The 12,062-nt window shown below is 64.7% G+C and carries 12 protein-coding genes; 9 read left to right on the top strand and 3 right to left on the bottom strand.

Annotated features, from left to right (window positions below; all coding sequences use genetic code 11):
- Positions 1 to 6: 6 nt before the first annotated feature.
- The 8 genes from ACTIEY_RS07990 to ACTIEY_RS08025 all read left to right on the top strand — a co-directional run bounded on the left by ACTIEY_RS07990 (position 7) and on the right by ACTIEY_RS08025 (position 8,226).
- Positions 7 to 1,167 (top strand): acyl-CoA dehydrogenase family protein, encoded by a 1,161-nt coding sequence (locus ACTIEY_RS07990; RefSeq protein WP_439518588.1) that lies wholly within the window; start codon positions 7 to 9, stop codon positions 1,165 to 1,167.
- 7 nt (positions 1,168 to 1,174) lie between these two features.
- On the top strand, positions 1,175 to 2,779 hold the full coding sequence (locus tag ACTIEY_RS07995) for an acyl CoA:acetate/3-ketoacid CoA transferase (RefSeq protein WP_439518589.1): 1,605 nt from the start codon (positions 1,175 to 1,177) through the stop codon (positions 2,777 to 2,779).
- The gene (locus tag ACTIEY_RS08000) at positions 2,776 to 3,453 is read left to right on the top strand and encodes a TetR/AcrR family transcriptional regulator (RefSeq protein ID WP_439518590.1); all 678 of its coding nucleotides are present in this window, start codon (positions 2,776 to 2,778) and stop codon (positions 3,451 to 3,453) included. Before ACTIEY_RS07995 ends, ACTIEY_RS08000 begins: the two co-directional genes overlap by 4 nt.
- A gap of 115 nt (positions 3,454 to 3,568) precedes the next feature.
- Positions 3,569 to 4,102 (top strand): TRAP transporter small permease, encoded by a 534-nt coding sequence (locus ACTIEY_RS08005; protein WP_439518591.1) that lies wholly within the window; start codon positions 3,569 to 3,571, stop codon positions 4,100 to 4,102.
- An 18-nt stretch (positions 4,103 to 4,120) separates the two neighbouring features.
- Positions 4,121 to 5,401: a TRAP transporter large permease gene (locus tag ACTIEY_RS08010; protein ID WP_439518592.1), complete on the top strand. Its 1,281-nt coding sequence runs from the start codon at positions 4,121 to 4,123 to the stop codon at positions 5,399 to 5,401.
- Between the two features lie 55 nt (positions 5,402 to 5,456).
- On the top strand, positions 5,457 to 6,455 hold the full coding sequence (locus ACTIEY_RS08015) for a TRAP transporter substrate-binding protein (RefSeq protein ID WP_439518593.1): 999 nt from the start codon (positions 5,457 to 5,459) through the stop codon (positions 6,453 to 6,455).
- Between the two features lie 34 nt (positions 6,456 to 6,489).
- Complete coding sequence (locus ACTIEY_RS08020; protein WP_439518594.1) at positions 6,490 to 7,323, top strand: shikimate dehydrogenase family protein; 834 nt, start codon at positions 6,490 to 6,492, stop codon at positions 7,321 to 7,323.
- A 36-nt stretch (positions 7,324 to 7,359) separates the two neighbouring features.
- Positions 7,360 to 8,226 (top strand): DMT family transporter, encoded by an 867-nt coding sequence (locus tag ACTIEY_RS08025; protein ID WP_439518595.1) that lies wholly within the window; start codon positions 7,360 to 7,362, stop codon positions 8,224 to 8,226.
- A 12-nt stretch (positions 8,227 to 8,238) separates the two neighbouring features.
- Here the strand turns inward: ACTIEY_RS08025 and ACTIEY_RS08030 are convergent, their stop codons facing one another.
- From ACTIEY_RS08030 to ACTIEY_RS08040, 3 genes are read right to left on the bottom strand one after another with little or no spacing between them, the layout of a single operon-like run.
- The gene (locus ACTIEY_RS08030; RefSeq protein ID WP_439519424.1) at positions 8,239 to 9,096 is read right to left on the bottom strand and encodes a sugar phosphate isomerase/epimerase family protein; all 858 of its coding nucleotides are present in this window, start codon (positions 9,094 to 9,096) and stop codon (positions 8,239 to 8,241) included.
- Between the two features lie 49 nt (positions 9,097 to 9,145).
- Positions 9,146 to 10,060 (bottom strand): VOC family protein, encoded by a 915-nt coding sequence (locus ACTIEY_RS08035; RefSeq protein WP_439518596.1) that lies wholly within the window; start codon positions 10,058 to 10,060, stop codon positions 9,146 to 9,148.
- Positions 10,061 to 10,109: 49 nt separating this feature from the next.
- On the bottom strand, positions 10,110 to 11,096 hold the full coding sequence (locus ACTIEY_RS08040) for an NADPH:quinone oxidoreductase family protein (protein ID WP_439518597.1): 987 nt from the start codon (positions 11,094 to 11,096) through the stop codon (positions 10,110 to 10,112).
- A 125-nt stretch (positions 11,097 to 11,221) separates the two neighbouring features.
- Between ACTIEY_RS08040 and surE the strand changes: the two genes are divergently transcribed.
- Positions 11,222 to 12,013 (top strand): 5'/3'-nucleotidase SurE, encoded by a 792-nt coding sequence (gene surE, locus ACTIEY_RS08045; protein ID WP_439518598.1) that lies wholly within the window; start codon positions 11,222 to 11,224, stop codon positions 12,011 to 12,013.
- Positions 12,014 to 12,062 lie beyond the last annotated feature (49 nt).

The following is a 12,062-nucleotide window of genomic DNA, read 5'->3' on the forward strand; positions in this document are numbered from 1 at the left end:
GCCTCCATGGACTTTGCGCTCAACGACGAACAGAAAATGATGATCGACACGGTGCGTCGATTCATTGCCCAGGAACTCCAGCCGCTGGAGGAGACGCTGGAAGAAGACGGCTTTCTGGATCGTGCCAGGGCCCAGGCCATCCACGACAAGTCGCGCGCGCTCGGGCTGTACGCGTTGAACATGCCAGCCCATCTGGGTGGAGCGGGCCTCTCCAACCTGGACCGGATCCTCTGCGAAGAGCAGTTCGGCCACACCAGCGACTACCTGATCCGCCGTGCCTTCGGCAACGTGTACGAACCCCTGCTGCATTGCAAGGGTGCTCAGGTGGCGCGATGGCTGCAGCCGGCGGTGGATGGCACGCGCACCTGCGCCATCGCCATCACCGAACCCGGTGCAGGCTCGGACGCTGCGGGCATCCAGACGAACGCGAAGAAGACCGATGCCGGCTGGGTGCTCAACGGCAGCAAGCACTTCATCAGCGATGGCGAGTGGAGCGATTTCTTTCTCGTCTCGGCGCGCACGGGCGACAACGCGATCTCCATCTTCATGGTCGACAAGGGCCTGCCCGGCTTCACCCTCGGGCAGGACCAGAAGATGATGGGCATCCGCGGTACGCCGCATCTGGAGCTCTTCTTCGACGACGTTGCACTGGACAACGACGCCCTGCTGGGCGAAGAAGGCCAGGGCTTCAAACTCGCCATGGGAGCGCTGAACGTGGTGCGACTGGCGCAGGTGGGTGCGCGCGCAGTGGGCAAGGCCGCGCACGTGTGCGAGCTGATGCTGGACTACGCCGGCGAACGCCGGCAGTTCAAGACCCGCATCGGGGATTTCCAGATGGTGCAGCAGATGCTGGCCGACAGCGTGACGGAGATCAACGCGGCGCGCTGGATGGTCTACCACTCGGCATGGATGCTCGACCAGGGCATGGACGCGCGCGATCACATCGCCATGGTCAAGGTGCACGCGGCCGAGACGCTGGGCCGCGTCGTCGATCGGGCTGTGCAGGTGTTCGGCGGCATGGGATTCTGCAAGCAGCTCCCGATCGAGCGCTACTACCGCGACGCCCGCATCTACCGCATCTTCGACGGCACGAGCGAAATTCACCGCGGCGTGATTGCCAGGAGCGCGCTGAAGAAAGGCGCCGAACTCTTCGATGTGCACCGCTGAACCCGCCATGAGTGCGAGCAAATTCATGGGGGCTGCGCAGGCGGCCGAACTCATCCGCGACGGCGACACCGTGGGTCTCATGGGCGGTGGCGGGGGGCTGATGGAAGCCACCCATGTGTTCGAGGCCGTGCAGGCGCGCTTCCTCGCCACGCAGCATCCGCGTGGCCTGAGCGTGATGCACGCCCTGGGCATTGGCGACAAGAAGACCCGGGGCATGAACTGCTTTGCCCACGAAGGCCTGGTGCGGCGCGTGATTGGCGGTCACTGGGTGTGGTCGCCCGCCATGCAGCAGCTCGCGGTCGACGAAAAGATCGAGGCCTACATCCTGCCCGGCGGCGTGAGCAGCCAGCTCATGCGCGAGATCGGAGCGGGTCGCCCGGGCCTGTTCACCCACGTGGGCCTGGGCACGGTGTGCGACCCGCGCCTGGGGGGCGGCCGCATGAACGCCAGCGCCACGGACGACCTGGCCGAGGTGGTGTTGATGGATGGTCGCGAATACCTGCGCTACAAGCCCTTTCCCATCCATGTCGCCATCGTGCGGGCCAGCGCGGCCGACGAGGAGGGCAACATCAGCTTCGAGCACGAAGCCGCCAACCTCGATGCGCAGTCGCTCGCGCTGGCCGCGCGCAACAGCGGTGGCAAGGTCATCGTGCAGGTGGCCGAGCGTCTGCCAGCCGGTGCGCTGAAGGCGCGCGAGGTGCGCATCCCCGGGGCGTGGGTCGATGCCATCGTGGTCGACGCCGGGCAGCGCACCAGCTACGACATTCCATTCGACCCGTCCTTCAGTGGCGAACTCACCGGCTCGCAGCGCGCGCACCGTGAGGCCGAGGACCACGCCCGCGAAGTGGCTGCCGCGCAGGAGGCCTTCAGCGAGCGCCAGGCCATCGCGCGGCGAGCTGCGGTGGAGCTGTTCAACACCGGCAAAGAGCGTCCGGTCGTCAACTACGGCGTGGGTGTGCCCGATGCGGTGGCGCGACTCATTGCCGCGCGCGGTGAGCAGCACCGCCTCTACCAGACCATCGAGCATGGCACCTATGGTGGCACCCTGATGGACGGTGTGCTGTTCGGCTACGCGCGCAACGCCAGTGCGATGCTCGACGCGCCCACGCAATTCGATTTCTATGCCGGCGGTGGTCTGGACATCGCCTTCCTCGGGTTCGGCGAATTCGATGCCGAGGGCAGCGTCAACGTGAGCAAGCTCGGTGGCCTCACCGTGGGCCCGGGCGGCTTCATCGACATCGCCCAGAACGCGCGCAAGGTGGTGTTCTGCGGCACGTTCTCGGCCAAGGGCGTGAAGCTGCAGACCGGCGACGGGCAGATGCGAGTGCTTCAGCAGGGCACTGTGAAAAAGCTGGTGCCGCGCGTCGATCAGATCACGTTCAGCGGTCCGCAGGGCCTGGTGCGCGGGCAGGAGGTGCTCTACCTCACCGAGCGCGCGAGTTTTCGTCTCACGTCGCAAGGCATCGAGCTGTTCGAGCTTGCACCGGGCATTGACCTGCAACGCGACGTCCTGGACCAGATGGCATTCCTGCCCATGGTCCGGAAGGACTTGCAACTCATGGACCGAGCGCACTTTGTGGCAGCGGGGGCCGGCCCTATACTGCCTAAATGAACGAAACGGTACATTCCCGTCGTCGTGATGGGCAGACCACGCCAGAGCCCAAGGTCGCCCGCACAAACGATCCTGAACGCACCATGGCCAACATCATGGAAGTGGCCATGGCCGAATTCGCTGAGAAGGGGCTCGCAGGTGCGCGCATCGACGAAATCGCAGCCGCCACGCGCACCAGCAAGCGCATGATCTATTACTACTTCGGCAGCAAGGAAGGTCTGTACCTCGCGGTGCTCGAAGAGTCGTACCGCCGGATGCGGGAGATCGAGGGGCAGCAGCACTTGCAGGATCTGGAGCCCGAAGCCGCGCTGCGCCGGCTCGTCGAGTTCACCTACGACCACCACCACAGCCACGAAAACTACATCCGGCTGGTGATGTCCGAGAACATGAACCGGGGCCAGTTCCTCGAGCAGAGCAGGAGCATCCAGGAGCTCAATGTGCCGGCCATCTCGTCGATTCGGCAGCTGTACGAACGCGGGGTTTCAGACGGCGTGTTCCGACCAGGCCTGGATCCCATCGACATTCATGCGTCGATCTCGGCGCTCTCGTTTTTCAACGTCTCCAACCGGCACACCTTCGGGCTGATCTTCAAGCGCGACATGACCTCGCCCGAAGCGCTGGCCGCGCGCCGTGCCAGCGTCACGGAAATGATCGTTCGATTCATGCGCGCCTGAGGCGAGCCAGCACCGCAATGAGCCGACGGGCGGCTGCCCGACTGAGGGTTTTCCCCCATCTTTAAAAACTAACCAGTTCGTACATTAATGTCTTCGATCCGTGAGGAGACAAGACATGGTGCAGATATTCATCGATCGCTATTGCCGGGCCTTGGCGTGGCTGATGGTGGGCAGCCTGGTGCTGATGGTCGTGATGGTGTTCGGCAATGTGGTCATGCGCTACGGCTTCAATTCGGGCATCACGCTGTCGGAAGAGCTCTCTCGCTGGCTCTTTGTGTGGATGACGTTCATGGGTGCCGTCGTCGCGCTCAACGAACGTGCACACCTGGGCACCGACTCGCTGATTTCCCGCCTGCCCGTGCGGGGCAGGAAGTTCTGCCTGGCCGTCAGCCTGTTGCTCATGCTGTTTGTCTGCTGGCTGGTCTTCAAGGGCGCCTGGGAGCAAGTGAAGATCAATTGGGAATCCACCAGTGCCGTGATGCAGACATCCATGGCGTATTTCTACGCAAGCGGCATGACCTTTGCCATCCTGGCTGCGCCCGTGCTGTTGCTGAACCTGTGGCGCCTGATGACAGGCCAGATGTCCGAAGGTGAGCTGATCGGCATCCGCGAGTCTGAAGAAATGCCAATTGGCGATCCCCGTCCCTGACCCAGATCGAGATCGACCATGACCATTGCCATCTTTCTCGGTTCCCTGCTGGCCGCCATGGCCGTGGGTATTCCCATCTCGTTTTCCTTGCTGCTCAGTGGCGTGGCCCTGATGTGGCACCTCGATCTGTTCGACGCGCAGATACTCGCGCAGAACGTGATCGAGGGTTCGAACAGTTTCCCGCTGCTGGCTGTGCCCTTTTTCATGCTGGCTGGCGAGATCATGAACACCGGGGGCCTCTCCAAGCGCATCGTGAACTTCGCGATGGCGCTGGTGGGCCACGTGCGTGGTGGACTGGGCTACGTCACCATCGTGGCGGCGTGCCTGCTTTCCGCGCTGTCGGGCTCGGCCGTGGCCGATGCCGCCGCGCTCACCGCGCTGCTCCTGCCCATGATGGTCAAGGCTGGCCACGACAAGGCACGCAGTGGCGGCCTCATCGCTGCCTGCGGCGTGATCGGCCCGATCATTCCGCCTTCCATCGGCTTCGTGATTTTTGGCGTCGCGGCCAATGTGTCGATCTCCAAGCTGTTCCTGGCCGGCATCTTCCCCGGCATCCTCCTCGCAGCCGGTCTGTGGGCCACCTGGTGGTGGACCACCCGCCGCGAAAAGCTGGAACCACCTCCCCGCAAAACTGCGGGTGAAGTCCTCTCCGCCATGCGCAGCGCGGGATGGGCACTGATGCTGCCGCTGATCATCCTGGTGGGCTTGCGCATGGGTGTTTTCACGCCCACTGAAGCGGCCGTGGTGGCGGCGGTCTACGCCCTGTTTGTGGCTGGCGTGATCTACCGCGAACTGAGCTGGAAGCAGCTTTACGACGTGTTCCTGAACGCCGCCAAGACCACGGCCGTCATCATGTTCCTGGTCGCCGCTGCGATGGTGTCGGCCTGGCTGATCACCGTGGCCCAGTTGCCCGACCAGATCGTCACGCTGCTGCAGCCGCTGCTGGACAACCCCACCCTGCTGATGATGGCGATCATGGTGCTTGTCATCGTGGTCGGCACAGCCATGGACATGACGCCCACCATCCTGATGCTCACGCCGGTGCTGATGCCCATCGTGAAAGCCGCCGGCATCGACCCGGTGTACTTTGGGGTACTTTTCATCATCAACAACTCGATCGGCCTGGTCACGCCGCCTGTCGGGACGGTGCTCAACACCGTGGCTGGCGTGGGTCGCATGCGCATGGACGATGTCACGCGCGGCGTGCTGCCCTTCATGCTGGTGCAGTTCGCGGTGATGTTCCTGATGGTGCTTTTTCCGCAGCTCGTGATGTGGCCGGCCAAGCTCCTGATTGGCTGAATTTTTCCCCTTTCTCTTCCCATTGCTTTTCCCCGCTCAACCCCTGGAGACAACCATGAAACGCATGATGCTCAAGACCCTCGTGGCCTCTCTGGCCCTGACCGCTTTCGGCGCTGCCCACGCGCAAGACAAGACCATCAAGTTCGCCACCCAGAACCCCAAGGGGCATCCCATCGTCATGGGCCTGGAGAAATTCGCCGAGATCGTGACGGCAAAGTCTGGCGGCAAGATCAAGGTCAACCTGTTCCCCGGAGGTACGCTGGGCAGCGACCAGTCCAACGTTTCGGCGATCCAGGGCGGCACGCTGGAGATGGCCTCCATGAACTCAGGCATCTTCGCCAGCCAGGTCAAGGAATTCGCCATCTACGATTTCCCCTTCATGTTCAACAATTCGACGGAAGCCGACGCCGTGTTGGACGCGCCCTTCGGCAAGAAGCTGCACGACAAGTTGCAGGAAAAAGGGCTGGTCGGACTGGCCTACTTCGAACTCGGCTTTCGCAACATCACCAACAGCAAACGACCCGTCACCAAGGTGGAAGATCTCGCCGGTCTCAAGCTGCGCGTTATTCCGAACCCGATCAACGTGGACTGGGTCAAGGCGTTGGGCGCCAACCCCACGCCGCTGCCTTTCCCCGAGGTGTATGCAGCGCTTGAGCAGAAGACCATCGACGGACAGGAGAACCCGTTGACCGTGATCAACGCGAACAAGTTCTACGAAGTGCAGAAGCACCTGGTGCTGAGCAATCACCAGTACAACCCGCAGTCGGTGATCATCAGCAAGAAGTTCTGGGACACGCTCGATGCGGCCCAGAAGAAGATCATCTCTGACGCTGCCATCGAGGCTGCCAAGTACCAGCGTGAGCAGGCACGGGGCCAGGTGGCCGCCGCATTGGACAACATGAAGAAGAACGGCATGCAGGTGACCGAGCTGCCGGCAGCCGAACTCTCCAAGCTGCGCGACGTGATGCGCCCGGTCACCGCCAAGTACGCGGTCACCGTGGGTCAGGACACCGTCAAGGAACTGCAGGCGGAGCTGGCCAAGGTCCGCAAATGAAGCCGGGGTCAGGCAGCGTCACGAACGATAGAACATGATCAACGGCCACACCGAACTCATCGCCCACATCGGCTACCCGACGCACAGCTTCAAGTCGCCGCTCATCTACAACCCGTATTTCGAACAGGTCGGAGTGAACGCGGTGGTGGTGCCCATGGGCTGCCAGACGGGCGACTATCCGGGCTTTTTGCGAGCGGTCTTCACGCTGACCAATGTGCGGGGCGCCCTCATCACCATGCCTCACAAGGTCGTGACGGTGTCCCTGCTGGACGAGGTCACGCCCACGGTGAAGGTGGCGGGCGCGTGCAATGCCGTCAAACGCACGACCGACGGCCGGCTCGTGGGTGACATGTTCGATGGCGAAGGCTTCGTGCGCGGCGTGCGCCGCAAGGGGCTCACGCTGGCGGGCGCGCGGGTTCTGGTGGTCGGCAGCGGCGGCGTGGGCTGTGCCATTGCGGCCTCGCTGGCGGCGGCGGGCGTGGGCGCCATGTCGCTTTACGACGTGAACGCTGCGTCGGCCGAGGCGCTGGCCCAGCGCTTGAAGACCCACTATCCGGAGGTCGAAGTCGGCACGGGCCACAACGACCCATCGGGCTTCGATCTGGTGGTCAACGCCACGCCGATGGGCATGAACGAGGGCGATCCCCTGCCTGTGGACGTCTCGCGCCTGCAGCCGCACACCTTTGTGGGCGAGGTGGTGATGCGCACGGAGATGACGGCTTTTCTCGCGGCGGCGCAAGCGCGGGGCTGCCGCGTGCAGGTGGGCACGGACATGCTGTTCGAACAGATTCCTGCCTATCTGGAATACTTCGGGTTTCCCACCACCACCGCAGACGTGCTGCGGTCGGTGGCCCGCCTGAGCTACTGAACCAGCAGCCAGAGGCCCGTTTCCCCCAGGCTTTCCTTGTCAGACCCGAGATTTCCGCATCCCGCGCGCGGCATTGCGCTGGCGGTGTGTGCCACGCTGTGTTTTGCCCTGCTGGACACCGCTTCTCAATACGTGGGCGCCGTCGTTCCCGTGCTCATGGCGGTGTGGCTGCGCTTCCTGGTGCAGACCGCCATGACGCTGGCGCTGCTGTGGCCGCGTCAACGCAACTCGCTTTTCAGGACCCGCAAGCCCGGGTGGCAATTGGTGCGCGGCACGCTCATGGTCGGCTCGGGCACGGTGGCCTATCTGAGCCTGCGCTATGTGCCCGTGGGGGAGTTCACCGCCATCCTCATGCTGGTGCCACTGGTGATCACACTGCTGGCCGCGCCGCTGCTGCACGAGCGCGTGCCCGCGCTCACGTGGTGGCTGCTGGCCGGCGGCCTGATCGGTGCGCTGGTGGTGATCCGGCCCAAGGGAAGCGATTTCCAGGGCGCCATGCTGCTGCCACTGGGGCTCGTGCTGATCAACGCGGTCTACCAGATCGTCACCAGCCGCATGGTGCGCACCGAAGACCCCGGCACCATGCACTTCTACACGGGCCTCACCGGCCTGGTGTTCGGCACGCTCCTGCTGCCCTGGTCCTGGGTGCCCCTGGGCGAGTGGAAGCTCTGGGCGATCGTTTCGGTGATGGGGGTGTTCGGGTCGCTCGGCCACTACTTCATGATCCAGGCCTACCACCGCGCTCCGGCCTCGCGGCTCACGCCCTACATGTACGCCCAGATCGGCTTTGCCACGCTGGGCGGCTGGCTGGTCTTCGGGTATGCGCCCGACGCGTGGTCGGTCGCTGGCATCGCCCTGATTGCGTTGTGCGGCGGACTGGGTGTGCGGGTGCGCCACGGCTGAACGCCGCGCCCATCAGCCTTTGAGCCGCATCTGGTTGGGCAGCGGCACCGATCGCCGCAACACGTCTTCGGCCAGCCACAGCGCCGAACGGCGCGCCCGGTCGGCCACCATCGGCAGGGGCATCTGCTGGTAGTCGTCGTTGAAGACCTCGAAACTGTAGTCCCCCGTGTAGCCGAGGCGGTCGAGCTTGAGCACCAGTTCCACCAGCTGCTCGCTGTGCACGCCCTCGCCGGGGAACACCCGGAAGGTGCGCGCGGTGGTCATGCGTTCCTCGAACGTGCGGGTCTCCTGCCACATGAAATCGGCGAGTTGCACGAGGAAGATTTTCTCGGGGTCGAGGTAGTCGATCTCTTCCAGCGACGTCTTGGCCGCAAAGATGTGGAAAGAGTCCAGGCCCAGGCCGAGATTGGGGCAGTCGGCGCGGCAGACCACGTCCCAGGCGGTGGTGAATTCGTTGATGGTGCGGCCCCACGACAACCCTTCGTAGGCGATGCGGATGCCCAGCGGGATCGCCAGCATGGCCAGCTTGCGCAGGTCGCGTGCGAGGTGGTCGATGTCCTGCGAGGCGTGCGTGGACGTCGAGGAGCAGGCCAGCAGCACACGGCAGTCGAGCGCCGCGCACATCTCCAGCATGCTCTTGGCAATGTCCATCTTGTACTGGTGCAGGTGGCCGGACAGGCCCTCGAAATCGCGCAGCACCTGGAAACCCGTGCCGCGCAAGCCGCTGTCCTTGACGGCCTGCACGGCCGCGGAAAGACCGCCGGGATGGCCCACGAGGTCGTTGGCCTTGAGCATGACCTGGGAGAAGCCCGCGGCCTTCATGGCAGCGAGCTTGGCCTCCAGCGGGCCAGCCAGCGTGATGGTGTCCATGCCGAAGCCGCTGATGGCTTCGATCAGGTCTCGATTCGGGTTCACGTGATCAGGCCTTTTCGCTGTGCACCAGCTCGAACACCACCGAGCCCAGGTACGTCTTGGTGATGGCGCCGCGCTGTTCGGTGTGGGCCGCTTCGGTTTCGACGAATTCCACGCCGAGCGCGCGCAGCGCCTTCACCGCCGCCAGCACGTCGGACACGCCCAGGCCGATGCGCTGCAGGCGCTCCTCGGAATCCACCACGTTGATCTCGGGTTCGATCAACTGCAGCATGAAGCGCCGTCCCGGGTCGAGTGCCGGCGTGCGCAACAGCGTGCCCTTGGGCATGATGCCGAAGCGCTGCTCGTCGGGAATCAGTTCGGTGCCGAAGAGCTCGTTGTAGAACTGGATCCAGTCGTTGCTGCGCCCGGGCCCGATGTATTGCACGACGCCGAAGAAGTGCAGGCCTGCGGTGGCCGGCGGTCGCTGGTCCACCGAGGGAATGGGCACGAAATCCACGTCGTAGATGGAGAACTCGGCGTAGCGATCGACAAAATAGATGCGGCTGTTGCCCGCGCCGTGGATGGCGGGGATGTTGAGCTCCATCACCTCGGCGTGCGTGGGCACCGACCAGGCGCCGCGCTCGAGCACGCAGTGGTAGGCCGAGCGGGCATCCCGCACGCGCAGGGCCATGGCCGAAATGAAGGGCACCTCACCACCGTGGCCGCCGCCTCGCGCGTCGGTGGGGTGCGCATTGACCACGATGTTGAGTTCTCCCTGGCGGTAGAGGAGCACCTCTCGCGAGCGGTGCCGGCCGACCGGGCGGAAACCCATCATCTCCAGCACCTGGCCCAGGGCCTGAGGCTTGCTGGTCACGTACTCGATGAACTCGACGCCATCGAGACCCAGGGGGTTTGCTGCGTCGCTGAAGGAAGCCTGCAGCGGTTCGCGACTGGCCGCCGCGCTGAGGAGGAGATCGCTCATGGAACACTCGCTTCGGTGGAGGGAGAGTTCGATGTTCGCACACCCGGGTTCAGTTCACCATCACCAGCTTGCCCTTGACCGAGCGCGATCCCATGATGGCGTAGGCCTTGTGCAGCTCGCGCATGGGCAGGGTCTGGTCGATCACCGGTTTCACCTCGCCTCGGGCGTACATGGCCGCGAGGGTCTGCATCATCTGGGCATTGGCCTTGGGTTCGCGCCTGGCGAAATCACCCCAGAACACACCGACGATGCTGGCGCCCTTGAGGAGCGTGAGGTTGAGCGGCAGGCTGGGGATGGGGCCGCTGGCGAAGCCGACCACCAGGTAGCGCCCCCGCCAGGCGATGGAGCGAAACGCCGGCTCCGCGAACTCGCCGCCCACCGGGTCGTAGATCACATCGGGGCCCTTGCCGTCGGTGAGCTGCTTGATCGCTTCGCGCAGCCCCTCCTTGGGCGTGTGCACGCTGTAGTTGATGGTGGCGTCGGCACCTTGCTGCTTGCACAGCTCGCATTTCTCGTCGCTCGACGCCGCAGCAATCACGCGTGCGCCAGCCGCCTTGGCAATCTGGATGGCAGACGTGCCCACTCCACCGGCCGCGCCCAGCACCAGCACGGTCTCACCGGACTTCAGTGCGCCGCGGTCCATCAGGGCATGCCAGGAAGTGGCATAGATCAGGCCGAAGGCAGCGGCATCCACGGCGGGAAAGCCCGCTGGCAGCGGCATGCACAGCGCGGCGTTCACCACGGCGTGAGTGCCGAATCCCCCGGTGCCGGCCATGCACGCCACCGTCTGGCCCACCTGCAGGTGCTTCACGCCCTCTCCCACGGCGCGCACCACGCCCGCGTATTCCGATCCCGGGACGAAGGGCAGGGGGGGCTTGGTCTGGTACTTGTTCTGCACGATGAGCAGGTCGGGGAAGTTCAGGCTGGCGGCCTGGATCTCGACCAGCACCTCGCCGGCCCTGGGCTCGGGCGTGGGCAGCTCTTTCCAGGTCAGCGCCTCGACGCCCACAGGGTTTTCACACAGCCAGGCTTGCATGGCATCTCCTCGGTTGGTTGGTCTTGAAGCGGCCCATGATAGGCAGCATGGCCCTGCCGTTCGCAGCGGGTATGCCCGCGGCCTGTCCCGGGCGTGACCGGGTCGATCCACCTAAAATCGCGGCAATGAAAATCCTCATCTCCAACGACGACGGTTACCAGGCGCCAGGCATCGTGGCCCTGTTCGATGCCCTCAAGGGGCTGGCCGATGTGGAGGTGGTGGCACCCGAGCACAACAACAGCGCCAAGTCCAATGCGCTCAGCCTGCATTCCCCGCTGTACGTGCACACCTCGCACAACGGCTTTCGCTATGTGAACGGCACACCGGCGGACTGTGTGCACATCGCGCTCACCGGCCTGCTCGGCTACCGGCCCGATCTCGTGGTCTCGGGCATCAACAACGGCGCCAACATGGGCGACGACACCATCTACTCCGGCACCGTGGGCGCCGCCATGGAGGGTTACCTGTTCGGCATCCCCGCCATCGCCTTTTCTCAAACGGAGAAGGGCTGGGCACACCTCGAAGACGCGGGCCGCGTGGCGGCTCGACTGGTGTCGCAGTTGCTGCCGTCGCTGGAGAACGGCCCCCCCGCCGATCCCTGGCTGCTCAACGTGAACATCCCGAACCGCCCTTTGGCCGAGATTCGAGGCTTCAAGGTGACGCGCCTGGGGCGGCGCCACGCGGCCGAACAGGTGATCTCGCAGACCAACCCGCGCGGCGACACCATGTACTGGATCGGCAGCGCCGGAAAGGCCAAGGACGATGCGGAGGGCACCGACTTCCATGCATCCCTGCAGGGCTACGCCACCATCACGCCGCTGCAGGTGGACCTGACGGACCACGACCGCCTGGCCTACTGGGCGCCCACCGCAGCTGCGCTGGCGGACCCCGACACCGCGGCGAAGGCAAGCCCTTGAAACGCGCGGGCCCGATTCAGCCACCGCCTTCAGCCGCGCGACCGCGGCC

This window comes from Hydrogenophaga sp. (genome assembly GCF_051858985.1).
GTDB lineage: Bacteria > Pseudomonadota > Gammaproteobacteria > Burkholderiales > Burkholderiaceae_C > Hydrogenophaga.